This is a genomic window from Pseudomonas sp. N-137, from assembly GCF_034555295.1.
Lineage (GTDB): Bacteria > Pseudomonadota > Gammaproteobacteria > Pseudomonadales > Pseudomonadaceae > Aquipseudomonas > Aquipseudomonas rhizophila.
The window spans coordinates 377,802-399,523 of record NZ_JAXUDQ010000010.1 but is presented as its reverse complement, the minus strand read 5'-3'; the positions used below and the strand labels follow the sequence as shown (position 1 = coordinate 399,523).

21 protein-coding genes are annotated in these 21,722 nt (G+C 60.9%); 8 read left to right on the top strand and 13 right to left on the bottom strand.

Annotation, left to right across the window (positions count from 1 at the left end; translation table 11 throughout):
• Nucleotides 1-62: 62 nt before the first annotated feature.
• The 4 genes from T3A99_RS11340 to T3A99_RS11325 all read right to left on the bottom strand — a co-directional run bounded on the left by T3A99_RS11340 (nucleotide 63) and on the right by T3A99_RS11325 (nucleotide 4,882).
• Nucleotides 63-1,265 carry an MFS transporter gene (locus T3A99_RS11340; protein WP_281459630.1) on the bottom strand — a complete coding sequence of 401 codons (1,203 nt, stop codon included), beginning with the start codon at nucleotides 1,263-1,265 and terminating at the stop codon, nucleotides 63-65.
• A complete protein-coding gene (locus T3A99_RS11335) occupies nucleotides 1,258-2,202 on the bottom strand; it encodes a diiron oxygenase (protein WP_288911928.1) in 945 nt (314 codons plus the stop codon). Before T3A99_RS11335 ends, T3A99_RS11340 begins: the two co-directional genes overlap by 8 nt.
• On the bottom strand, nucleotides 2,199-3,281 hold the full coding sequence (locus T3A99_RS11330; RefSeq protein WP_047226036.1) for a SagB family peptide dehydrogenase: 1,083 nt from the start codon (nucleotides 3,279-3,281) through the stop codon (nucleotides 2,199-2,201). Before T3A99_RS11330 ends, T3A99_RS11335 begins: the two co-directional genes overlap by 4 nt.
• Nucleotides 3,282-3,685: 404 nt before the next feature.
• Nucleotides 3,686-4,882, bottom strand: a complete 1,197-nt coding sequence (locus tag T3A99_RS11325; RefSeq protein WP_047226035.1) for a class I SAM-dependent rRNA methyltransferase — start codon at nucleotides 4,880-4,882, stop codon at nucleotides 3,686-3,688.
• 199 nt (nucleotides 4,883-5,081) lie between these two features.
• Here T3A99_RS11325 and T3A99_RS11320 point away from each other — a divergent pair, with 199 nt between their 5' ends.
• The 3 genes from T3A99_RS11320 (at nucleotide 5,082) to T3A99_RS11310 (ending at nucleotide 7,135) form a co-directional block, all read left to right on the top strand.
• Entirely contained in the window at nucleotides 5,082-5,897 is an 816-nt protein-coding gene (locus T3A99_RS11320) for an HDOD domain-containing protein (RefSeq protein WP_171061309.1), read from the top strand.
• Nucleotides 5,898-5,942: 45 nt separating this feature from the next.
• A complete protein-coding gene (gene mutM / locus T3A99_RS11315) occupies nucleotides 5,943-6,755 on the top strand; it encodes a bifunctional DNA-formamidopyrimidine glycosylase/DNA-(apurinic or apyrimidinic site) lyase (protein ID WP_047226033.1) in 813 nt (270 codons plus the stop codon).
• Nucleotides 6,756-6,817: 62 nt separating this feature from the next.
• A complete protein-coding gene (locus T3A99_RS11310; protein ID WP_047226032.1) occupies nucleotides 6,818-7,135 on the top strand; it encodes a hypothetical protein in 318 nt (105 codons plus the stop codon).
• A 148-nt stretch (nucleotides 7,136-7,283) separates the two neighbouring features.
• Here the strand turns inward: T3A99_RS11310 and T3A99_RS11305 are convergent, their stop codons facing one another.
• The 5 genes from T3A99_RS11305 to T3A99_RS11285 form a co-directional block, all read right to left on the bottom strand.
• Complete coding sequence (locus T3A99_RS11305) at nucleotides 7,284-7,535, bottom strand: YfhL family 4Fe-4S dicluster ferredoxin (protein WP_047226031.1); 252 nt, start codon at nucleotides 7,533-7,535, stop codon at nucleotides 7,284-7,286.
• Nucleotides 7,536-7,671: 136 nt separating this feature from the next.
• On the bottom strand, nucleotides 7,672-8,151 hold the full coding sequence (gene coaD, locus T3A99_RS11300; RefSeq protein ID WP_007897855.1) for a pantetheine-phosphate adenylyltransferase: 480 nt from the start codon (nucleotides 8,149-8,151) through the stop codon (nucleotides 7,672-7,674).
• Nucleotides 8,152-8,266: 115 nt separating this feature from the next.
• Nucleotides 8,267-9,862: a GMC family oxidoreductase gene (locus T3A99_RS11295; RefSeq protein WP_322834311.1), complete on the bottom strand. Its 1,596-nt coding sequence runs from the start codon at nucleotides 9,860-9,862 to the stop codon at nucleotides 8,267-8,269.
• A gap of 146 nt (nucleotides 9,863-10,008) precedes the next feature.
• Entirely contained in the window at nucleotides 10,009-10,554 is a 546-nt protein-coding gene (locus tag T3A99_RS11290; RefSeq protein ID WP_047226029.1) for a hypothetical protein, read from the bottom strand.
• A 27-nt stretch (nucleotides 10,555-10,581) separates the two neighbouring features.
• Nucleotides 10,582-12,012 carry a coniferyl aldehyde dehydrogenase gene (locus tag T3A99_RS11285; protein ID WP_047226028.1) on the bottom strand — a complete coding sequence of 477 codons (1,431 nt, stop codon included), beginning with the start codon at nucleotides 12,010-12,012 and terminating at the stop codon, nucleotides 10,582-10,584.
• A 148-nt stretch (nucleotides 12,013-12,160) separates the two neighbouring features.
• On the opposite strand from T3A99_RS11285, the gene T3A99_RS11280 reads away from it, so the two are divergent.
• A complete protein-coding gene (locus tag T3A99_RS11280) occupies nucleotides 12,161-12,832 on the top strand; it encodes a TetR/AcrR family transcriptional regulator (protein WP_047226027.1) in 672 nt (223 codons plus the stop codon).
• 33 nt (nucleotides 12,833-12,865) lie between these two features.
• The gene (locus tag T3A99_RS11275) at nucleotides 12,866-13,720 is read left to right on the top strand and encodes a sulfurtransferase (protein ID WP_288911935.1); all 855 of its coding nucleotides are present in this window, start codon (nucleotides 12,866-12,868) and stop codon (nucleotides 13,718-13,720) included.
• A 39-nt stretch (nucleotides 13,721-13,759) separates the two neighbouring features.
• Here T3A99_RS11275 and T3A99_RS11270 read toward each other — a convergent pair whose 3' ends face one another.
• The 4 genes from T3A99_RS11270 to T3A99_RS11255 are packed head-to-tail and all read right to left on the bottom strand — an operon-like array spanning nucleotide 13,760 to nucleotide 18,240.
• A complete protein-coding gene (locus T3A99_RS11270; protein WP_281459629.1) occupies nucleotides 13,760-14,761 on the bottom strand; it encodes a hydrolase in 1,002 nt (333 codons plus the stop codon).
• 29 nt (nucleotides 14,762-14,790) lie between these two features.
• Nucleotides 14,791-15,402, bottom strand: coding sequence for a 16S rRNA (guanine(966)-N(2))-methyltransferase RsmD (gene rsmD, locus T3A99_RS11265; protein WP_107321394.1), 612 nt, complete (start codon nucleotides 15,400-15,402; stop codon nucleotides 14,791-14,793).
• On the bottom strand, nucleotides 15,402-16,892 hold the full coding sequence (locus T3A99_RS11260; RefSeq protein WP_076383035.1) for a M16 family metallopeptidase: 1,491 nt from the start codon (nucleotides 16,890-16,892) through the stop codon (nucleotides 15,402-15,404). Before T3A99_RS11260 ends, rsmD begins: the two co-directional genes overlap by 1 nt.
• Nucleotides 16,885-18,240 (bottom strand): M16 family metallopeptidase, encoded by a 1,356-nt coding sequence (locus T3A99_RS11255; RefSeq protein WP_274090485.1) that lies wholly within the window; start codon nucleotides 18,238-18,240, stop codon nucleotides 16,885-16,887. The genes T3A99_RS11260 and T3A99_RS11255 overlap by 8 nt, the downstream gene beginning before the upstream one ends.
• A gap of 344 nt (nucleotides 18,241-18,584) precedes the next feature.
• Here T3A99_RS11255 and ftsY point away from each other — a divergent pair, with 344 nt between their 5' ends.
• Genes ftsY through ftsX form a run of 3 tightly spaced genes read left to right on the top strand, consistent with a single transcriptional unit; the run spans nucleotide 18,585 to nucleotide 21,714 of the window.
• The gene (ftsY, locus tag T3A99_RS11250; protein WP_076383032.1) at nucleotides 18,585-20,027 is read left to right on the top strand and encodes a signal recognition particle-docking protein FtsY; all 1,443 of its coding nucleotides are present in this window, start codon (nucleotides 18,585-18,587) and stop codon (nucleotides 20,025-20,027) included.
• The gene (gene ftsE, locus T3A99_RS11245) at nucleotides 20,024-20,695 is read left to right on the top strand and encodes a cell division ATP-binding protein FtsE (RefSeq protein WP_024778908.1); all 672 of its coding nucleotides are present in this window, start codon (nucleotides 20,024-20,026) and stop codon (nucleotides 20,693-20,695) included. Before ftsY ends, ftsE begins: the two co-directional genes overlap by 4 nt.
• A complete protein-coding gene (ftsX, locus tag T3A99_RS11240) occupies nucleotides 20,692-21,714 on the top strand; it encodes a permease-like cell division protein FtsX (protein WP_047226021.1) in 1,023 nt (340 codons plus the stop codon). The genes ftsE and ftsX overlap by 4 nt, the downstream gene beginning before the upstream one ends.
• The last annotated feature ends 8 nt before the right edge of the window (nucleotides 21,715-21,722 follow it).

Genomic DNA, 21,722 nt, shown 5'->3' with positions numbered 1-21,722 from the left:
TGAAATGACGCAAAGCGCTGATCGGGTGCCAATGTCGTGCTCGGGATGACGACTGGCGATGTTCAACCCGTCAACAGCGTCCTGTGACGATGCCGGAGCAGACCATTGAGTGCCAGCCCCAGGAGGCTGAGCAACATCAGGCATAGAGCCAGGGTGGTTTGCAGGTCCAGCGGAGTGAGGCTGAGCGCGGCGCTGGTCAAACCGCCGACAATGAAGATCAGCACGCTGCCTGCCGAGGCGGATGTACCTGCTTGCTCGGGGAAGATATTCATCGCCCGGGTGTGGGCGGCCGCACGAGCAATGGTCGTTCCGGCGGTGCACACGATCATGGGCAGCAGCAGCGTGGTGACCGACAAGCCCAGATGGCTGGAGAGCCCAAGCATCAACACTCCCGCCGTCAGGATCAGGCACAGCCCCGTGAGGATTTGCGTCTGTGGGTCGATCCGGTTGCTCAGCACGGTCGCGACCGCTCCACCGCCGATATAGGCCAGCCCGTAGCCCAGCAACGTCAGCGAAAATGCCTGCGGCGACAGTTGCAGCTGGTCAATGAAAACCAGCGGTGAGATGACGATGAACGAGAAATGGCAGGAAAAAGCCAATGCTGACGTCAGCCAGTAGGCCATGAAGTTGAAGTCACTGCATACCGTCCGGTAGGACGCAATGAAGTCCGGGCGCCTGGGTTGGCTATCCGCTGGCAAAGGCTTGAGTAGAAGACTGGCGCTCAAGAACACACTGACAGCCAGGGCAATGAATACCAGGAAGCTGCCGCGCCAGCCCATCCAGCTTTGCAGTCCGGTGCCGGCCAAGGGCGAAACGGAAATGAAAATGCCGCCGCAGGTGACCAGGAAAATCCGTAATCGCTGCTGCTCCTGACCTGTAAACAGGTCCTGGATCAGTGCCTGAGAGAGCACGAAACAACCGCATCCCACGGCTTGGATGACCCGGAAAAGCAGGAAGGACCAGTAGTCATTGGCCACGACGCACCCGGTCGCGCCAATGGCCGAGACGATGATCCCGATCAGCAACAGGTTCCTTCGTCCCATGGCGTCGGAAAGCGGGCCGACCAGCAGTTGGGACATTGCGATCCCCACTGCGAACAGGCTGACAGACAGGGCAATATCGGGCGATGGACGCTCAAAGTGTTCGGACAGCGCCGGAAACGAAGGCAGCACCACATCGATGGGGAATACGCCGAGCAAGGTCAGCATCAACAATAAGCCGACAGTGGCCGTTTTGCGTGTGGCGAGATCATGAGTGTCAGCCATCGATAAACCCCGCCTGGAAGAACCTCTGCCGATTGGGGCCGTCTTCGAAGAAACCTGCCTGCTGCATGGCTGTGAAGGTCGAGACTGCCCCCGAGCGAACTCGCTGGGCGTGAGCGTCCGGTTGCAGGAGGTTTGCAACGATCTTCAACGCGTCCTGTTCGTCAAAGCCGACGCTGGCGAGGCTGCGCGTTAACCAAGGGATGTCGGGCTCGAAGTAAAGGCCGATGATGTCCAGCAGCAGCTTTGCGGCCAGAGCACGCTGGTCAGGGGCCAGGGAGGACCACAGATACTGGAACACCTCGCTGAAATAGCGACTATGGCGTGCCTCGTCCTCGAGATGATCCCTGAGCATCTGGTAAACCGTGGAGACCAAGGTCTCGCGGGTAATGGACAGCAGCTCCTTGGCGATGATCGTTTCGGAAACGAACCCCAGCAGAAACCACGCCAGAGGGCGATCCGGGGGGCTTGTGGCTTCGATCACGCCCACCAGGCGGTCGATGCGCCTGGGGAGCGAGCGGTCGCGGATGTCGTACAGGGCGACGATCTGTTCGGCCACTTCATTGGAAAACAGTGCGTGGTAACCCTCGTCGGTGTAGAGCTGCAGGGCGGCGGTTTTCATCTGGCTGGGGATGGGTACGCTCAGTTCGCCATGGACGATGGTTTCCACTGCGCGATTGACCACCCGGTGTTCGAGCAAGGTGGTGTAGTCGAGGAAGTACACCAGGTGATTGGCCGCCAGGCGTTGGGCAATGGCGCGCCCCGCCTTATTGATCAGCGGATGTTCGATATAGGGTATGAAGGCTGGCGCAAACCAGTCCCGACTGGCGAGTTGATGCTCCAGATCGTCGGGTAGGCGGTAGTGGTTTTTGCGCACGCGCACCGCAGCTTTGTTATCCCAGTCGCCCAAGGTGTAGCGCGGCCTCTGAGTGAAGGTCATGATGCAGAGTCCTGGCCATTGACCAGCGCCATCAGCGCCTGGCAGTGGACCTGCCCATCGCCATGACCGCAACCGACAAAAAACAACGGCTGTTCGGGAGTGTCTTCAAGGTCAAGCAGCCGTTCTACCTGACGGTCGCTCAATGCCCCGGTCAGCCAGGTCTTGAGGCCCAGCGCAGTGGCCACCATCAAAAAGGTCTGGGACACGTGGCCCGTTTCGACAAACGCCATTCGATAGGCGCGCGAGTGTTCGTACTTCCACCAGAGCTTGTCGAAGCGCGAAGTGATGAATAGCCCGAATGGCAACGGATTGATGAAGTGCTGTCCGGCTAACAATTGGCCCAGGGGTTCATCCGGAAGTGATCGGATCAGGCTCAAGGCATGTTCGGCCGGGTGGTAGGCGTAGATTCCAGGTTCCAGCCCGGCCACGTGACGCACGTACAGGTAACCTTCGCAGGCATTCAGGCCGCCGCCCGAGGGGCTACTGCGTCGCGCGCCCAGCGTTTCGGGATGACCGGTCTCGTGAGCAAAAGGGCGCTCGTTCAGGTAACCCAGGGTCAGGTAGAGGAGGGTGCTGACCTGCTCGATTGAAATGGCTCGTTCGCTGAATGAGCGAGAGGTGCTTCGACTGACAAGCGTCTGCCCCAGCGAAACGTCCTCGATGTCGACCAGGGAGCAGGGCGTCAAGGCAATCAGGTCAACCGGGCACGGTTTTATGCGGCAGGCCGGCGGCGGTGATGATAGAACCTCTTGGCAATGCTGCAGGTACAGGGTTGCCCATTCCTCGACATTTTGGGGAACACTTTCGCAAGGAATATTTTTTGTGCCGATATGAAATATTCTGGATAACTCGTCCCATCGCCATTCGAGGGCTTCCTTGGGTTCTGCAGTCAATATGCCGGCATTCAGGAATTCAATGTCGATGGGGTTGCAAGTGTCGAAGTGTGAAGGGTTGTGAATAAGTTGTGCCAGTCGCGTTGAATAATGCAGATCGAGCTCGAACTGAGTGTGCTGCTCATAGTTCCATACAATCTGGTGCGGCGGGCGCGCAAGTATGAAAACGCACGGATTTATATGCATTAAGGTTTTCCGCTGAGGGGGCGAGCATGGATGGGCTGAGGCGCCGGCACTCCTCAGCTCCACCCTTTACTTACTTAGCGGCCTGTTGGAACAATCAGGCCGGCCAGGTTTGCGATCTTGTTAGCTTCCAGATTGATTGCTTTCATGATACAGCTCCTTTTTTGAATAAGAGGTTTGAATAAATGTTGTTTTTTTCGAGGGTCATCACTTGCGAAGTGACAGTTCAATCATAGTTTTTAATGAGTGCTTGGCAAGCGGATATTGAGTAGGAAAGTTCCAGTAATAATGTGGGATGACTCATACAAAAAGTTATTTTGTAGGCTTTTGCTTAAGCGCTCGGTAACTTTTCACACGTGCAAAAAAAACGCAGCCAGGGCTGCGTTTAATAAGGGTCAGCAAATGATTCAGCTGTTGGGCAGCAACCGGCAGGTGATGCTCTTGATGTAGCGGGTCTCGGCGATGGCTGGGTGTACCGGATGGTCCGGTCCCTGGCCCCCGCGTTCGAGCAGCTGGATGTTGCGGTCCAGGTGCCGGGCGCTGGTCAGCAGGATGTTTTGCAGGTCGTCTTCGGGCAGGTGCATCGAGCACGAAGCGCTGACCAGGATGCCATCCTTGCTGAGCAGGCGCATGGCCTGTTCGTTGAGGCGGCGATAGGCGCCTTCACCGTTTTTCAGGTCTTTCTTGCGCTTGATGAACGCTGGCGGGTCGGCAACGATGACGTCGAAACGCTCTTCACTGGCCTTGAGTTCTTTCAGGGCTTCGAACACGTCGCCTTCAATGCAGGTCAGCTTTTCGGCAAAGCCATTCAACGCCGCGTTGCGCTCTACGCCATCGAGGGCGAAGGCCGAGGCGTCGACGCAGAATACTTCGCTGGCACCGAACGCCGCGGCCTGCACGCCCCAACCGCCGATGTAGCTGAACAGATCCAGTACGCGCTTGCCCTTGGCATACGGCGCCAGGCGTGCGCGGTTCATGCGGTGGTCGTAGAACCAGCCGGTTTTCTGACCTGCCATGACTGGAGCTTCGAACTTCACGCCGTTCTCTTCCAGGGCGACCCACTCCGGTACGAGGCCGAACACTGTCTCGACGTAGCGGTTCAGGCCTTCGGCATCGCGGGCGGCGGAATCGTTCTTGAACAGGATGCCGCTGGGCTTGAGCACCTGGGTCAGGGCGGCGATCACGTCGTCCTTGTGGGCTTCCATGGTGGCCGAGGCGATCTGCACCACCAGGATGTCGCCGAAACGGTCGACTACAAGGCCAGGCAGCAGGTCGGAGTCGCCGTAGACCAGGCGATAGAACGGCTTGTCGAACAAGCGCTCACGCAACGACAGCGCCACGTTGAGACGATGCACCAGCAGGGATTTGTCCAGCGGCAGCTTCACGTCACGGGACAGCAGGCGGGCGCAGATCAGGTTGTTGGGGCTCATCGCGACGATGCCCAACGGCTTGCCGCCAGCGGCTTCGAGGATGGCCTGGTCGCCGGCCTTGAAGCCGTGCAGCGGGGTAGCGGCTACATCGATTTCGTTGCTGTAGACCCACAGATGGCCGGCGCGCAGGCGACGGTCGGCGTTGGCTTTGAGGCGCAGGCTGGGCAGGGACATGACGTCGCTCCGGAAAAAAGAGCGGGAGTATAGCGTGTTGCGGCCTGTGCGGGGCTTGTGATGGACATGTGGCGCGATTTGCCCGACGGTGTATCGGATCCATCTTTAAGGGTTAGAATCGCCGCCTGACCCAGAGTGTATGCCCATGTCCCAAGAGCTTTCCGCCGAACAGATCCAACAGTCCCTGCAAGGCATCAGTGTGCCGCCCCAGCCGCAGATCATGGTGGATCTGCAGATGGAGCAGTACATGCCTGATCCGGACCTGGAGACCATTGCCAAGCTGATCTCCCATGACCCGGGCCTCTCGGGTGCCTTGCTCAAGATCGTCAATTCGCCGTACTACGGCCTGCGCAACAAGATCACTTCGATCCAGCGCGCGGTGAACCTGCTGGGCAGCCGTTCGATCATCAACCTGATCAACGCGCAGTCGATCAAGGGCGAGCTGCACGATGATGCCATCGTCACCCTCAATCGCTTCTGGGATACGGCCCAGGACGTGGCGATGACCTGCCTGACCCTGGCCAAGCGCGTCGGTCTGGAAAACGGTGATGAAGCCTACGCCTTGGGGCTGTTCCATGATTGCGGCGTGCCGTTGATGCTCAAGCAGTTCCCCAACTACATGAGTGTGCTGGAGCAGGCCTACGCCAATGCCAGCGCCGAGTGCCGGGTGGTGGACACCGAGAACCGCGAATTCAACACCAACCATGCGGTGGTCGGGTACTACACTTCCAAATCCTGGCGCCTGCCGGACCATGTCAGCCAGGCCATCGCCAACCATCACAACGCCCTGGCGATTTTCAGCGATGAGACGTCACGCAACAACAGTCAGCTGAAAAACCTGCTGGCGATCCTGAAAATGTCCGAAAACATCTGCTCATCGCACCGGGTCCTGGGCAATCAGCCGGTCGATCATGAGTGGGCCTGTGTCGGCGCTCTGGTGCTCGATTACATCGGTTTGTCGGAATACGATTTCCAGACCCAGAAGCAGGAAATTCGCGACCTCGCCACGCGCTAAGCATCGAAAACCAGCACCAGGCCTTCGCCTTATTCGAGAACCCCCATGCCAGAACTGCCGGAAGTCGAAACCACCCGCCGCGGAATTGCGCCCCACCTGGAAGGGCAGCGTGTCAGCCGTGTGGTCGTACGCGACCGGCGCTTGCGCTGGCCGATCCCCGAAGACCTTGATGTGCGACTGTCGGGTCAGCGGATAGTGCTGGTGGAGCGGCGGGCCAAGTACCTGCTGATCAACGCCGAAGTTGGCACCTTGATCAGCCACTTGGGCATGTCCGGTAACCTGCGCTTGGTGGAAGTCGGCATGCCTGCCGCCAAACATGAGCATGTGGACATCGAACTGGAATCCGGCCTGGCCTTGCGCTACACCGACCCGCGCCGCTTCGGGGCGATGCTCTGGAGCCTCGACCCGCTCAACCACGAATTGCTGATTCGCCTCGGGCCGGAACCGTTGACCGATCTATTCGATGGCGAGCGTCTGTTCCAGCTTTCCCGAGGACGCTCCATGGCGGTCAAGCCGTTCATCATGGATAACGCGGTGGTGGTGGGGGTGGGCAATATCTATGCGACCGAAGCGCTGTTCGCCGCCGGGATCGACCCACGCCGCGAAGCCGGGGGCATTTCCCGGGCGCGCTATCTGAAACTGGCGATCGAGATCAAACGCATCCTTGCCCATGCCATCGAGCGCGGCGGTACGACGCTACGTGATTTCATCGGGGGAGACGGCCAGCCGGGTTACTTCCAGCAGGAACTCTTCGTGTATGGCCGGGGCGGCGAGTCATGTAAGGTCTGCGGTACGGGGCTGCGGGAGATTCGCCTGGGCCAGCGCGCCAGCGTCTGGTGCCCACGCTGTCAGAGCTGATCCGTCCTGCGGTCTATAGTCTTATAGTCAGTTGTCATACTGCCTAGCCGAAGGATCGCCCGATGAATCTGCTCCGACCTGTCGTTCTCGCGCTGCTGTTGTGTCTCGGTTTGCCTGCCCAGGCGAACAGCGGCAGCGGCGACCCGCGCTACACCATCCAGAATCCGCCGGCCTACGCCATGATCGGCGACCTGCTGATCGCCCGTCCGCTGCTGCTCGCCGCCACCGTGATCGGTGCCGGGGCATTTGTGGTGTCGTTACCCTTTACGGCGTTGGGCGGTGGCGTCGGCGATGCGGGGAAGGCGTTGGTGGTGGACCCGGCGAAGGCGACGTTTGTGCGGTGCCTGGGGTGTGTTGGGGAGGGGTTTGAGCAGGAGTGATGTCGCTGTGGCTGCTGGCCTCATCGCGAGCAGGCTCGCTCCCACAAGGGATTTTGCTTAAGACATGAATGGTGTCGCCACCACAGAACCCTGTGGGAGCGAGCCTGCTCGCGATGAGGCCGGCACAGGCCCTACAGAACTACCTGGCTCAAACCTTGCCAGTAATCTTGCGATATTTCGCCATCAACTGTTCTTCCGTTTCCGGATGGGCCTCGTCCAGCGGAATGCAATCTACCGGGCAGACCTGTTGGCACTGAGGTTCGTCGTAATGGCCGACACACTGGGTGCACAGGTTCGGGTCGATGACGTAGATCTCTTCGCCTTGGGAGATGGCCTCGTTCGGGCACTCGGGTTCGCAGACGTCGCAATTGATGCAGTCGTCGGTGATGATCAGGGACATGCAGGCTCCTGCCGGGGCGTTGGGCCCGGGCATCTGAAAAACGTATGTGCGCAATTGTGCCGCATTGGCGAGCGCAGTGCACGCGGGCGCGATGGACTGCGCTGTGTTGGCTGCGAAGCGGATCGCAGCCAGCGGGTTATTTCTTGAAGCGCAGGGTCAACGCATCGGCCACGGCCGGGTGGACGAACTTGGTGATATCGCCGCCCAACGCCGCAATTTCCCGCACCAGGGTCGAGGAAATGAAGGAGTAGCGCTCCGACGGCGTCAGGAACAGGCTTTCGACGTCCGGCGCCAACTGGCGGTTCATGTTGGCCAGTTGGAACTCGTATTCGAAGTCCGAGACCGCACGCAGGCCACGCAGGAACACATTGGCGTTCTTTTCCTTGGCAAAGTGCGCCAGCAGCGTCGAGAAGCCGACCACTTCCACATTGGGCAGATGTTTGGTGACCTCGCGGGCCAGCTCCACACGTTGCTCCAGCGGGAACAGCGGGTTTTTCTTCGGGCTGGCGGCGACGGCGATGATCACATGGTCGAACAGGCGCGAGGCGCGTTCGACCAGATCGCCATGGCCCTTGGTAATAGGGTCGAAGGTACCTGGGTACAACACTCGGTTCATCGCGTCGTCCTGGCGGGTGTCCGTTGGGGAGTCGGATGGTATCGCAGCCTACTCGGTCGGCCAAGTCGGCTGTAAGGTAAGTAAGCACTATAGACAGTGCGAATAATCCGCCAACTCATGGGTTTTTCAAGCGATCGGCCAGGGATGTGGCCAATTGTGCCGTCAGCCCATACACCGATAATTGCGGATTGGCGCCAATGCTGGTGGGGAACAGCGAGCCGTCATGGATGGAAAGATTACTCAATTGATGATGTCGCCCAAGGCTGTCGGTGACGGCGCTTTTCGGATCTTCGCCCATGGCGCAACCACCCATCACATGGGCGCTGCCCAGGCGCGTGCGGTACAAGGCCAGGTCCAGGCCGTCGATCAGCGTACGGGCCTGGGCCAGGTTTTTCACGTAACGGGCGTCACTGTGCATTGGCATGACCGCCCTGGCGCCGCCGGCAAACTGAATCTCGGCCATGCTGTGAAACGCCCGGCGCAAGCCGTCCCAGGCATAAGGAGACACCGCATAGTCGAGCACAGGTGTGCCGTCGCTGCGCAACTGAACGTTGCCGCCGCTGCTGTCGGGGTGAAAACCATCGCGCAACAGCGCCAGCATGGCGTGGGTGTGGGGCAGTTGCGCCATATGCTCGGCGTTCTCGCTGCCAAACCCGCCCAGTAGCGCGGCGGCGAGGGCCGGGTGCAGGGGCGGAACTTCCAGTTTGTAGGACATCTTGCCGGTGGCGCCGTCCTGCCACTGGAAATGATCTGAATAAATCGATTGTGGTGCGCCGTAGAACGGATTGATCACCTCGTCGAATTGACCGGCCGACATGTTTACCAAGTGCAGGAAGGTGCGTTTACCCAGGCGTCCGTGCGGGTCGGGCGCTTCGGAGCGCAACAGCAAGGCCGGGCTGTTGATGCTGCCGCCGGCCAGTACGTAGTGCCGCGCCTTGACCGTGACGTGCCGTCCTGTCGGTGCCACACAACGTTCGTCCATGGCCAGGCATTCGAGGCCGACAACCGCAGCGTTTTTGATCATCAGCCGTTCGGCCCGTGCCAGGTAAAGCAGCGCGCCACCCTTGTCCAGCGTGGCCGGAATGGTGGTGACCAGCATCGACTGCTTGGCGTTGGTCGGGCAGCCCATGCCGCAATAGCCCAGGTTCCAGCAACCGCGCACATTGCGCGGGATGACGTGCCAGCTATAGCCCAGCTGTTCACAGCCTTTGCGGATCACGTCGTTGTTGGCATTGGGCGGAACCTGCCAGGGCGCCACCCCAAGGCGCTGTTCCATTTTTTCGAACCAGGGCGCCATTTCCTCGGGGCTGTGGCCCTTGACGTTGTGCTCGGTGGCCCAGTGATCCAGGGTCTGATCGGGCGTGCGGAAACAGGAGGTCCAGTTGATCAATGTCGTGCCACCCACCGCGCGCCCCTGAAGAATGGTGATGGCGCCGTCCTTACTCATGCGTCCGAGGCCTTCCTGGTAAAGGCTGGTGTAGGCCTGGTCCTCAAGCAGCTTGAAGTCATGGCTGGTCTTGAGGGGACCCTCCTCGATCAACACCACCTTGTAGCCGGCGGCGCTGAGGATTTCTGCCGTGGTGCCCCCGCCGGCGCCGCTGCCGATGATCGCAACGTCCGCTTCCAGGGTCAGGTCCTGGGTCAACTGCGCACCGTTGTAGGTGGTCCAGCCGCGGGCAAGACCTTCGCGGAAGAGATCGGGTACGGGCATGTTGGTGTTCTCTTATTTTTATGAGTATGTGATGCCCCCCTTTGGGAGCGAGCCTGCTCGCGATGGCGTCGGATCAGTTGCATCTGTATTGACTGACATACCGCCATCGCGAGCCTGCTCGCTCCCACAGGGTTTGGATGTGACTGTTAAACCGTTGGCGGTCCCGGGTATCCACAATGCGCCCAGGCCTCGGCCTGGCTGTACCACGCCATCATGACCATTTGCAGCAACGAGCTGTGCCCCTGGCGAAGCAGGTCGAGCGAGCTGTTTTCCCACCGACCGAGAAATTTCTGGATGTCATCGACGCTGGCGTTTTCCCACGAGCCCCAGATTCCGGTCAGTGGCCCACGGGTAACGCCCAGCGTGAGCACGTCGAATAACTGGTGCGTGAGCTTGAGCATGGATGGGGACAGATGAGCCAGGGTGGTGTCCAGGCTTTGCAAGGTCGCTTCAGCGGCGCCAGGAAGCTTTTCAGCGACCACGGAGCCGTCCAGCATCACGGGAATGACGGCGCGCAAAAACGGCAGGTCGTTGTCACGCAAGGCTACAAAACCGCTGGCCGAGCGGCTGGGGCCGCAACCGCTCAGGCTGGCACCCAGCCCGACGGTGACCAGGAAGGCGCTGGCGCCGAGGCTGAACTGCAACAGGCCGCGTCGTGAGAGGGCAGGTGTATCGGTCAGGCTTGGATTCATTATTGTTATTACCCGGAAAGACTGCTGCTAACGGACAAACAACTTCTGGATCAGTTTCTGGAGGGGCTTGCCGTATGGTGGATAAATCAGTTTCGCCGCGTTGAACCGCTGTTTGCTCAGTACGCCCTTGGCCTTGCTGAACGTCAGGAAGCCTTCGTGACCGTGGTAGTGCCCCATCCCCGAGGCGCCAATGCCGCCGAAGGGCAGGTCGTCCTGGGCGACGTGCAGCAGCGTATCGTTCAGGCAAACGCCACCGGAATGGGTCTCGTTGAGCACGCGATGATGCTCGGCCTTGTTGTAGCCAAAGTAGTAGAGCGCCAGCGGGCGAGGCCGCTGATTGATGTAGGCAAATGCCTGGTCCAGGTCCTGATAAGGCACGATGGGCAGCAGCGGGCCGAAGATTTCGTCCTGCATGACGGTCATGTCATCGCTGACGTTGAGCAACAGGCTGTGGGCCATGCGTCGCCCCTGACCTCGATCGAACAACTCGATCAGCAATGCGCCCTTGCTGGTGGCATCGCTTATGTAGCCGTTGAGTCGCGCCAATTGTCGTTCGTTGATGATCGCGGTGTAGTCCGGATTGTCAGTCAGGGTCGGATAAAACCCGCGAACCGCTTCGCGATACGCTTCAACGAATTCGCCGACACGGTTCTGCGGCACCAGTACGTAGTCTGGCGCGACACAGGTTTGTCCGGCATTCAGGGTTTTGCCGAATGCAATGCGCTCGGCGGCGTCTTTGACGGGCACGTCCGCGGATACGATGGCGGGCGATTTGCCTCCCAGTTCGAGCGTGACCGGGGTCAGGTTCTCGGCGGCGGCGCGCATCACGTGCTTGCCAATGCTGGTGGCGCCGGTGAACAGCAAGTGGTCGAAGGGCAACCTGGAAAACGCCATGCCGACCTCAGCCTCGCCGAGCACCACGCACACCAGATCCTGAGGGAAAATGCGCGCCAGCAGTTGTTTGAGCAGCAACCCGGTGGCAGGGGTCGATTCGCTCAGCTTGAGCATCACCCTGTTGCCCGCCGACAATGCCCCCACCAGCGGCCCGATAGCCAGGAACAGTGGGTAGTTCCAAGGCACGATGACCCCGACAACGCCCAACGGTTGGTACACCACTTTGGCTGACGCCGGCTGGAAGGCCACGCCTACCTTGCGCCGGGAAGGTTTCATCCAGCCCTTGAGGTGTCGGCTGGCGTAATGGATGCCGTGCAGGCTCGGCATGAGCTCGGCCAGCAGCGTTTCGTCCGCGCTGCGGTGGCTGAAGTCCTGGCTGATAGCATCGATCAGTGCTTGTCGCTCGTTGCTCAGTAGCTCGCGCAACGCCTTGAGCCATTGCCGCCGCTGCTCGGCAGGTGGCATGGGGTGGGCGGCAAAGGCCTGGCGCTGGGTGTCGAAAAGCGCTTGCAGTTCGCCCAGGTGCTGTTGAGATTCGCGCAGGTAAGCAACGTCGGCAGGCATGGGCGGGCACCGATAGTATTAGAGTGAGTGTTTTCTAGAGCTTGTGCTCTAAAAAGTCAACCGACATCCGTGACGCCTTTGGGTTTGTCCCGTGACCGATAGGTCGTAAGATGCCGTTAAATGCTTTCGTCGAATTAAAGCTCAAGCCATGGCCATACGAATAAAAACCAGCGAGCGCATCGTGCAGAACAGCCTTGAGCTGTTCAATCAGCAGGGTGAGCGCAGCGTCAGCACCAACCATATCGCCGCCCACATGGACATGTCCCCGGGCAATCTCTACTACCACTTCCCCAACAAGCAGGCGATCATCGCCGTATTGTTCAGTGAATACGAAAACCTGGTGGACAGTTTCCTGCGTCCGCCCCAAGGCCGTGCGGCTACTGTCGAGGACAAGCGTTTCTATCTGCAGGAGTTGCTCTCGGCGATGTGGCGCTACCGCTTCCTGCACCGAGACCTGGAGCATCTGCTCGACAGCGACCCGGACCTTGCCGCGCGCTATCGTCGGTTTTCCCAGCGTAGCCTGATTCACGGCACCGCTATCTACGAGGGCTTCGTGGCCGCCGGTATTCTGAAAATGGACCGGGTGCAAATCGAGTCCCTCACCCTCAATGCCTGGATCATCCTCACGTCCTGGGTCCGTTTCCTCTGCACCACACGGGAAAATTCCAACCATTTGAGCGAGCAGGCCATCAAGCGTGGGGTCTATCAAGTGCTGGTGCTGGAGGCCGGTTTCGTGACTGAGCAGGCCCGCGAAGCGGTGGATGCGCTGTTCAAGGAGTTCTATGTCCCCCTGGCCCAGACCCTGGAAGAAGGGGCGTAAGATTCAAATTCGATCGAGCCACAGGAGCCCGTTATGCCCATTGCGCAACTCATCAGTCCTCAAGTCCTGGAACACAGGCGGTCGCAGCCCGGACTGGTGATCCTCGATTGTCGTTTTGCCTTGGAGGACTCGGACTACGGCCAGCGCAGTTACGCCGAAGGCCATATTGCCGGGGCGTCCTTCGCTGACCTCGAACGGGACCTGAGTGGGCCGGTCACCAAAGGCGTGACCGGCCGCCATCCGCTGCCGGAGCCTGAGGCCCTGATGAAGCGTTTGCGGGCCTGGGGGATCGGCAACGACAGTGACATCGTTTTGTACGATGACGGCCCTGGCGCCTATGCCGCCCGGGCCTGGTGGTTGCTGGCCTGGCTGGGTAAGCGCGCTGGCGTTTATATCCTCGATGGCGGGCTCAAGGCTTGGCATGCTGCCGGTTTGCCCTTGAGTCTCGATCCACCGGTCAACGGTCCCGGGACCTTCAGTGGTTCGCCGGACGCGACCCTGTTGCTCAGTGCCGAGGCGCTTGAGCAGCGTCTTGGTGATCCGGACATGACCTTGCTCGATGCCCGGGCGTTGCCGCGTTTCAAGGGTGAGGTCGAGCCGATCGATCCGGTGGCCGGACATATTCCGGGCGCGCAGTGCGCAGCGTTCACCGAGAACCTGGGTGCTGATGGGCGCTTCCTGCCAGTCGACCAGCTCAAGCAGCGCTTTGCCGAGAAATTGGGAGGACGCTCGCCGACGGAACTGGTGGCCTATTGCGGCTCTGGCGTGACGGCATGCCATAACCTGTTTGCCTTGTGCCTGGCGGGGTATCCGTTGGGGAGGTTGTACGCCGGTTCATGGAGTGAGTGGATCACCGATCCCCAAAGGCAAGTGGCGGTCGGTGACTGAACGCAGGCCCCGCAGGAGATCGCAGCCTTGTTGCGCTCCTCAGCTCCTACAGGACAGGCCCGCCAGCCAACCGGGGATTCGCCGCTCCAGATAATACCCTGGGCGGCGCAAGCTCCCGTCGACAAAGCCCACATGCCCGCCTTGTGCATGCAGTTCAAGCTGGGTAGAGGCGGACAGCTCGCCAGGTTCGGGCACGCTGTGGGGGAATACGAAAGGATCGTCGCAGGCCTGGATGACCAGGGTCGGCGTACTGATCTCGCCCAGAAAGTAGCGACTGGAGGCGCGGCGGTAATAGTCCGCCGCGTCAGAGAAGCCGTGCAGCGGCGCCGTCACCCGTCCATCGAAGTCCCAGAAGGTGCGCATGTTTTCCAGGGGGCCCAGTGCTGTGAGGGTCGCCAGACCCTCGTGGCGTCCGTCGTGCTGGAACTGGCGTTGCTTGTTGCGCACGTAGGCCACCATCTCGCGCATGAAATGGGCCTGATAAAACCTGGAAAATCCCTGTCCGATGCGATCGGCACACTGGTCGAGGCGAAACGGTACCGACACCGCGACCGCTCCTTGCAACTGACTGTCGCCGCCTGTTTCCCCCAGGTGCTTGAGCAGCACGTTGCCGCCCAGTGAATAGCCCACCGCAAACAGCGGTGCCAAGGGGCGGCGGGACCGCAGATGGGCGATGGCGGCGGCCAGGTCTTCGCTGGCCCCCGAGTGATAGCTGCGGGGCAACAGGTTCGGTTCTCCCGAGCAACCGCGCCAGTTCAACGCCACGCTGGCCCAGCCCTGATTGCCAAGAGCCTGTTGCAGGCCGGCCACGTAGGGCGAGTTGGAAGAACCGGTCAGCCCGTGAAGCACCAGCACCAGTGGCGCGTCGACTCGATGTGGGCCATGCCAGTCGAGATCGAGAAAGTCGCCGTCTTCCAGCCACAGGCGCTCACGTTCCCGAGTGATGTGGATGGTCTTGCGCCACAGCGGTCCCCACAAGGTTTGCAAGTGCGGGTTGCCAAGGCCCAGGGCCGGGACGAAGTGTTCAGATGCAGCAGACACGATCATTTCTCGATGCACTGGCCAGCCGTTCAGCCAACGGCCTCGGCCACACGTTGCCACAACGCGTAATACACCCGTCCGGATTTCTGTTCACGATGCAGGCGCCAGTTGTCCGGCAACCCCAATGTGGACGGGGCGGCTTCGCTTTCAGTGTAGACCCAGGCATCGTCGGCCAGCCAATGACGTTCTTCGAGCAAGGTGCAAACGGCTGGCAGCAGGTTCTGATTGAAAGGCGGGTCGAGGAACACCAGGTCGAAAGGCGTCGCTGGCTGGCTGTCCAGATAGCGCAGCGCGTCGGCGGTCTGCACCTGACCGACGGTGCAGCGCAGTGTGCCCAGGTGCTCTTTCAGGCTGGAGACCGCCAGGCTGCTGGCGTCCAGCGCCTGCCCCATGGCGGCGCCACGAGACAACGCCTCAAGAAACAATGCACCGCTGCCGGCAAACGGGTCGAGTACCCGAGCACCGGCCACGTAGGGCGCGAGCCAATTGAACAGGGTTTCGCGTACCCGGTCCGGGGTTGGGCGCAGGCCCGGCGCGTCGGGGAAGCTCAAGCGCCGGCTGCGCCATTGGCCGCCGATGATGCGCAACTGATTCACACCGTTATGCACGGGTTTCTTGCTGGAATTGGATGGGCGGGCCATTAGTGCTCCGGAACCCCGAGCGGTTGCTCGGCAGGTTTTTCAGTGGGTGCCGGCAGCGGCTTTTGCGGCACGGTCGGGCCGGCGGTGACGATGACCATTTTATCCGTGCTCAGGTGTTTGTTCAGCGCGGCCTTGACCTGTTCGACGGTCAGTTCCTGGGACTGACGCATGAAGTCTTCCAGGTAGCTGAGCGGCAAGTCATAGAAACCCATGGCCCCGAGCTGGCCGACGATGTCTTCGTTGCTGGCGGTGGACAGCGGGAAACTGCCGGCCAGCTCGCGCTTGGCGTCATCGAGCTCTTTTTGGGTCGGGCCGTTCTTCAGGTAATCGGCGAAAACCTCCTGCACCAGTTTCAGCGTGCCTTCGCTCATTTCGGCGCGGGTCTGCAGGTTGATCATGAACGGGCCACGGGCCTGCATCGGCGAGAAGCCGGAATACACGCCGTAGGTCAAGCCACGCTTTTCCCGGACTTCGGTCATCAGTCGCGTGCCGAAACCACCACCGCCGAGGATCTGGTTGCCCAGGGACACGGCCGCATAGTCCGGGTCGTCCCGATCGATGCCCAGTTGCGCGAGCATCAGGTTGGTCTGCTTGGACGGGAACTCGATGTGACCGATGCTCGCCTTCGGTTCAACCGGTTGCACGGTCTTTGCCAGCGCCGGGCCCTTCGGCAGTGCGGCGGACACCTGATTGGCAATCGCTTCGGCTTCGGCGCGGGACAGGTCCCCCACCAGCGCAATCACCGCGTTGCCGGCGGCGTAGGCCCTGGCGTGGAAAGCCTGGACCTGGGCCAGCGTGATCGCAGGAATGCTTTGCGCGGTGCCGTCACTGGAATGGGCATACGGATGATCACCGTACAGACGCTTCATCAGTTCCAGCCCCGCCAGTTTGCCGGGGTTCTGCTTCTGGTACTCGAAACCGGCCAGCAACTGATTCTTGATGCGCGCAAAGGAGTCGGCGGGGAAGGTCGGTTTGCCAACGACGTCAGCGAACAGCTTCAGCGCCGGCTCGCGCTTGTCCACCACGCTGAGACTGCGCAGTGACGCCAGGGCCATGTCCCGCAAGGCACCGTTGCCGAAGTCGGCGCCGAGGCTTTCGAACCCCTGGGCAATGGCGCTGACATCCTTGCCCGCTACGCCCTCATTGAGCATGGCGTTGGTCAACAGCGCCAGGCCGGGTGTATCGCCGTCCTGGCTGCTGCCGGCGGCGAATGTCAGGCGCAGGTCGAACATTGGCAATTCCCGGGCTTCGACGAACAACACTTTGGCGCCGTCAGCGGTTGTCCAGGTTTGTACGTCGAGCTGGCGACGGCTGGGTGCCTTGCCGTCCAGTTCGGCCAAAGATTGCAGCTTGTTGCTGGCCTTGGCTTTGTCCAGCGCCTGGCTGGCGTTGGTGTCATTGGATGGCGACAGGTAAAAGGCCAAGGCGCCGATCAGGGCGATCAACACCACACCGATCAGCACCAGACGCGATGATTTGCGCTCACTCATGAGCTTTCTCCTCGGGCAGGACGTGCGCGACGCTCAGGCGCGAGCGGGTGAAATACAGCTGGGCTGCCTTCTGGATATCTTGCGGGGTCACGCTTTGCAGTTCAGCGAGTTCGGTGTCCATCAGTTTCCAGGACAAACCGACCGTTTCCAGTTGGCCGATGGCGGTGGCCTGGCTGGTGATCGAATCGCGCTCGTACACCAGGCCAGCGATGACCTGGGCGCGGACGCGCTCCAGCTCCTCGGCGGTCGGGGCAGTGGTTTTCAACTGTTCGAGCAGGCGCCACAGACCGGCCTCGGCCTGGGCCATGGTCTTGTTTTTCTGGGTGTTGGGCGTGGCCGACAAGGTGAACAGCGTGTCGCCACGGGTAAAGGCGTCGTAGCTCGACGAACCGCCGGACACCAGCTCTTCGCCGCGTTCCAGCTGGGTCGGGATCCGCCCGCTGTAGCCGCCATCCAGCAAGGCCGAGATCAGCCGCAGGGCATTGACCGAGCGTTTGTCGGTCGCGGTGGCGATGCTCGGTACGTTGAAGGCCAGCATCAGGCTTGGCAGTTGGGTCTGCACATGCAGGGTAATCTGCCGCTCGCCAGGTTCGGCCAGTTCCAGGGGAATCTTCGCCGGCGGCACGTCGCGCCGGGCAACCGGACCAAAGTAACGCTGGGCCAGCGTCTTGACCTCGTCGGGCGTGACGTCGCCGACCACCACCAGGGTCGCGTTGTTCGGCGCGTACCAGGATTCGTACCAGTGGCGCAGTTCCTCGACTTTCATCCGCTCCAGGTCGGCCATCCAGCCGATGGTCGGCGTGTGGTAGCCGCTGGCCGGGTAAGCCATGGCCTTGAAGCGCTCATAGGCCTTGGACATCGGCTTGTCGTCGGTGCGCATGCGGCGCTCTTCCTTGATCACCTCGATCTCGCGGCTGAACTCCTCCGGCGGCAGGCGCAGGCTGGCCATGCGGTCGGCTTCCAGTTCGAAGGCAACGCCCAGGCGATCGCGGGCCAGCACCTGGTAGTAAGCGGTGAAGTCATCGCTGGTGAAAGCGTTTTCTTCGGCGCCAAGGTCGCGCAGGATCAGCGAAGCTTCGCCGGGGCCGACTTTCGAGCTGCCCTTGAACATCATGTGTTCCAGCGCGTGGGACAAACCGGTCTGGCCCGGGGTTTCATAACTGGAGCCAACCTTGTACCAGACCTGGGACACCACCACTGGTGCGCGATGATCTTCGCGCACCACGACCTTCAGGCCGTTGTCGAGGGTAAATTCATGGGTGGGTTGTGGATCGGCAGCCAAGGCTGAAAAAGGCAGACAAACTGTGCTGAGCAGCAGGCCTGCAGCACGGCGGGCAAGAGCATTCATTCGTGTTTAAACCTGTTGGGCTGCCCGCTAGGTCTTAGCGTCGGCGGGCGAGAGGGTGCTAGGATACTGATCCGTTTTACTGGCGGCCACGCCTATCGGGCCTTTTCTCGGTCCGGGGTTGTTTGGGTTCTCGGAAGAAGCCCTGGGTTTGTTCGTTGATCCCAGCGTTTTCGCCGATGATGCCCTGCCAGTCCTTCGAAAAAATCGACCTTGAGGTGTCCTGGGGACAACTCGACAAAATGTTGCGCGTGAACAAGCTGGGTGAAACGCAGTCTGTTCAGCATCGAATATTTATCACCGAGGCGCCCTGATGGCGCGTCGCTACCGTGAGATAGCCGTCCTCCATGTTTGGTTCCAACGACGACAAGAAGACCCCAGCTGCGGCTGGCGAGAAAAAAGGCCTGTTCGGATGGCTGCGCAAGAAGCCGCAGGAAACTGTCGTCGAACAGCCGCAACCGCTGCCTGAGCCCGATGCCGAGGCGGTCGCCGAACAAGCAGCCCCGATTGTCCTGCCGATTGCCGAGCCGGTATTGCAACCGGCCGAGCCCGAGCCGGAGTCGAGCGCTGAACCGGTGGCCGAGCAACCGCTGGCCCCACCCGAAGGGCAAACCCCCTGGCTGACCTTGCCCGTGGCGGAAGAGCCGGTAGCGTTGGTGGAGGACGCGCAGGCGTCGCATACCGCCCCGCCGATTCCGGCACTGACCCCATCTGTCGCGGCCCCGGCCGTGGAGCCGATCGTCGAAGTGCCAGCGCCTGCCATCATGCCTGTCGCTGCCCCAGCCGCCCCTGAACCGGAGCCTGTTGCAGTTGAATTGCCAGCTCTCGCAGAGCCCGCGCCTGCCGCCGAAGAGAACAAGGTCGGCTTCTTCGCCCGCCTCAAGCAAGGCCTGTCCAAGACCAGCGCCAGCATCGGCGAAGGCATGGCCAGCCTGTTTCTGGGCAAGAAAGTCATCGACGACGAATTGCTGGAAGACATCGAAACGCGCTTGCTGACCGCCGATGTCGGCGTCGAGGCGACGTCGGTGATCATCCAGAGCCTGACTCAAAAGGTGGCGCGCAAGCAGCTCACCGACGCCGACGCTTTGTACAAGTCTTTGCAGGGCGAGTTGACCAACATGCTCAAACCGGTGGAACAGCCGCTGGTGATTGCCTCACAGAACAAGCCGTTCGTGATCCTGGTCGTGGGCGTCAACGGCGCCGGCAAGACCACGACCATTGGCAAACTGGCGAAGAAGCTGCAGTTGGAGGGCAAGAAAGTCATGCTCGCCGCCGGCGACACCTTTCGCGCCGCTGCGGTCGAACAGCTGCAAGTGTGGGGCGAGCGCAACAAGATTCCGGTAATCGCCCAGCACACCGGCGCCGACTCCGCTTCAGTGATTTTCGACGCCGTGCAGGCCGCCAAGGCCCGTGGCATCGATGTGCTGATTGCCGACACGGCCGGTCGCCTGCACACCAAAGACAACCTGATGGAAGAGCTGAAGAAGGTTCGCCGGGTGATCGGCAAGCTCGATGCCGACGCACCCCATGAGGTGCTGTTGGTGCTGGACGCCGGCACTGGCCAGAACGCCATCAACCAGGCCAAGCAGTTCAACCAGACCGTCCAACTGACCGGACTGGCCCTGACCAAGCTCGACGGGACCGCCAAGGGCGGGGTGATTTTCGCCCTGGCCAAGCAGTTCGGCCTGCCGATTCGCTACATCGGCGTGGGTGAAGGCATCGACGATCTGCGCACCTTTGAAGCCGAGCCCTTTGTCCAGGCACTGTTTGCCGAGCGGGAGCACTCATGATTCGTTTCGAACAGGTCGGTAAACGCTATCCGAACGGTCACGTCGGCTTGCATGAGCTGAGCTTTCGGGTCCGTCGTGGCGAGTTTCTGTTTGTCACCGGCCATTCTGGCGCCGGTAAAAGTACCTTGCTGCGCCTGCTGCTGGCGATGGAACGGCCCACCACCGGCAAATTGCTGTTGGCCGGCCAGGACCTGAGCACCATCAGCAATGCCCAGATTCCTTACTTGCGTCGGCAGATCGGCGTGGTGTTCCAGAATCACCAGTTGCTGTTCGATCGCACGGTGTTCAACAACGTGGCGTTGCCCTTGCAGATCCTTGGCCTGTCCAAGGCCGAGATCAACAAGCGCGTGGATTCGGCCCTGGAGCGTGTGGCGCTGTCGGACAAGACCGATCTGTACCCCGGCGACCTGTCCACCGGCCAGCAACAGCGCGTGGGCATCGCCCGCGCCATCGTTCATCGCCCGGCCTTGCTGTTGGCGGACGAACCCACCGGTAACCTGGACCCGCGTCTGGCGGCGGAAATCATGGGCGTATTCGAAGACATCAATCGCTTGGGCACCAGCGTGCTGATTGCCAGTCACGACTTGGCCCTGATCGCGCGCATGCGTCACCGCATGCTCACCTTGCAACGCGGTCGACTGATCGGTGACGGGGAGGCTGGCGTATGAGTGCGACCCGCAGCCCCAAGGTGGCCGAGCGCGTGGCTCCGAAAGCCTCCGATCCGCAGCCGCCAAAGAAGAAGCGCGACGATGACGACGGCCCGGATTTCGCGACACTGTTTCACGCCTGGGTCGAAAGCCATCGCGCCAGCCTGCTGGACAGCCTCAAGCGTCTGGGCAAGCAGCCGATCGGCAGCTTTTTTACCTGCATGGTGATGGCGGTGGCCCTGAGTTTGCCCATGGGCCTGTCATTATTGCTAAGTAATGTGGAGCGCCTGGGTGGCTCCTGGCAGCGTGCCGCGCAGATTTCCCTGTATTTGCAGCTGGAAGCGAGCCCTGCCGAAGGCCAGGCGTTGCGCGAGCAGATCAAGGCCATGCCGGGCGTGGCCGACGCCGAATACATTGGTCGCGAGCAGGCGCTGGAAGAATTCCAGCAGCAGTCCGGCCTGGGCGATGCCCTCAAGGAACTGCCGGAAAACCCGCTGCCAGGTGTGGTACTGGTGACACCCGACGAAGTCGACAAGCCGACCCTTGAAGCATTAAGACAAAGACTTTCCGAGTTGCCGAAGGTACAACAGGCGCAACTTGATCTAGTCTGGGTCGAGCGTCTTGCGGCGATCCTCAAGCTCGGCGACCGATTTGTCTTCGGTCTGACGGTGCTTCTGGTTTCTGCATTACTTTTGGTGATAGGCAATACCATTCGTCTTCATATTGAAAACCGCCGCACCGAGATAGAAGTGATTAAACTCGTCGGCGGTACGGACAGTTATGTACGCAGGCCCTTCCTTTATATGGGAGCGCTGTATGGCTTCGGTGCGGGGATTCTGTCCTGGGGCGTATTGGCGTTTGGCCTGGACTGGCTGAATGACGCGGTAGTGGGGCTGGCCGGTTTGTACGGCAGTGATTTTTCCCTGGCCGGAGTGCCAGCCGCCGACGGTCTGTCGCTCTTGCTTGGCGCGGTGCTGTTGGGTTATATCGGTGCATGGATTGCGGTAGCACGCCACTTGCGTGAGCTTGCTCCAAAATAGTGTTTTTT

Excerpts from the sequence above, each read along its gene's own strand:
- T3A99_RS11275 (WP_288911935.1), top strand. The coding sequence starts at position 12,866 with ATGCCCATTGCGCAACTCATCAGTCCTCAAGTCCTGGAACACAGGCGG.
- T3A99_RS11305 (WP_047226031.1), bottom strand. The coding sequence starts at position 7,535 with ATGTCCCTGATCATCACCGACGACTGCATCAATTGCGACGTCTGCGAA.
- T3A99_RS11290 (WP_047226029.1), bottom strand. The coding sequence starts at position 10,554 with ATGAATCCAAGCCTGACCGATACACCTGCCCTCTCACGACGCGGCCTG.
- T3A99_RS11340 (WP_281459630.1), bottom strand. The coding sequence starts at position 1,265 with ATGGCTGACACTCATGATCTCGCCACACGCAAAACGGCCACTGTCGGC.
- T3A99_RS11285 (WP_047226028.1), bottom strand. The coding sequence starts at position 12,012 with ATGCCTGCCGACGTTGCTTACCTGCGCGAATCTCAACAGCACCTGGGC.
- T3A99_RS11330 (WP_047226036.1), bottom strand. The coding sequence starts at position 3,281 with ATGCATATAAATCCGTGCGTTTTCATACTTGCGCGCCCGCCGCACCAG.
- T3A99_RS11255 (WP_274090485.1), bottom strand. The coding sequence starts at position 18,240 with ATGAATGCTCTTGCCCGCCGTGCTGCAGGCCTGCTGCTCAGCACAGTT.
- coaD (WP_007897855.1), bottom strand. The coding sequence starts at position 8,151 with ATGAACCGAGTGTTGTACCCAGGTACCTTCGACCCTATTACCAAGGGC.
- ftsX (WP_047226021.1), top strand. The coding sequence starts at position 20,692 with ATGAGTGCGACCCGCAGCCCCAAGGTGGCCGAGCGCGTGGCTCCGAAA.
- T3A99_RS11325 (WP_047226035.1), bottom strand. The coding sequence starts at position 4,882 with ATGTCCCTGCCCAGCCTGCGCCTCAAAGCCAACGCCGACCGTCGCCTG.
- mutM (WP_047226033.1), top strand. The coding sequence starts at position 5,943 with ATGCCAGAACTGCCGGAAGTCGAAACCACCCGCCGCGGAATTGCGCCC.
- T3A99_RS11310 (WP_047226032.1), top strand. The coding sequence starts at position 6,818 with ATGAATCTGCTCCGACCTGTCGTTCTCGCGCTGCTGTTGTGTCTCGGT.
- T3A99_RS11260 (WP_076383035.1), bottom strand. The coding sequence starts at position 16,892 with ATGAGTGAGCGCAAATCATCGCGTCTGGTGCTGATCGGTGTGGTGTTG.
- T3A99_RS11280 (WP_047226027.1), top strand. The coding sequence starts at position 12,161 with ATGGCCATACGAATAAAAACCAGCGAGCGCATCGTGCAGAACAGCCTT.
- rsmD (WP_107321394.1), bottom strand. The coding sequence starts at position 15,402 with ATGGCCCGCCCATCCAATTCCAGCAAGAAACCCGTGCATAACGGTGTG.
- ftsE (WP_024778908.1), top strand. The coding sequence starts at position 20,024 with ATGATTCGTTTCGAACAGGTCGGTAAACGCTATCCGAACGGTCACGTC.
- T3A99_RS11295 (WP_322834311.1), bottom strand. The coding sequence starts at position 9,862 with ATGCCCGTACCCGATCTCTTCCGCGAAGGTCTTGCCCGCGGCTGGACC.
- T3A99_RS11335 (WP_288911928.1), bottom strand. The coding sequence starts at position 2,202 with ATGACCTTCACTCAGAGGCCGCGCTACACCTTGGGCGACTGGGATAAC.
- ftsY (WP_076383032.1), top strand. The coding sequence starts at position 18,585 with ATGTTTGGTTCCAACGACGACAAGAAGACCCCAGCTGCGGCTGGCGAG.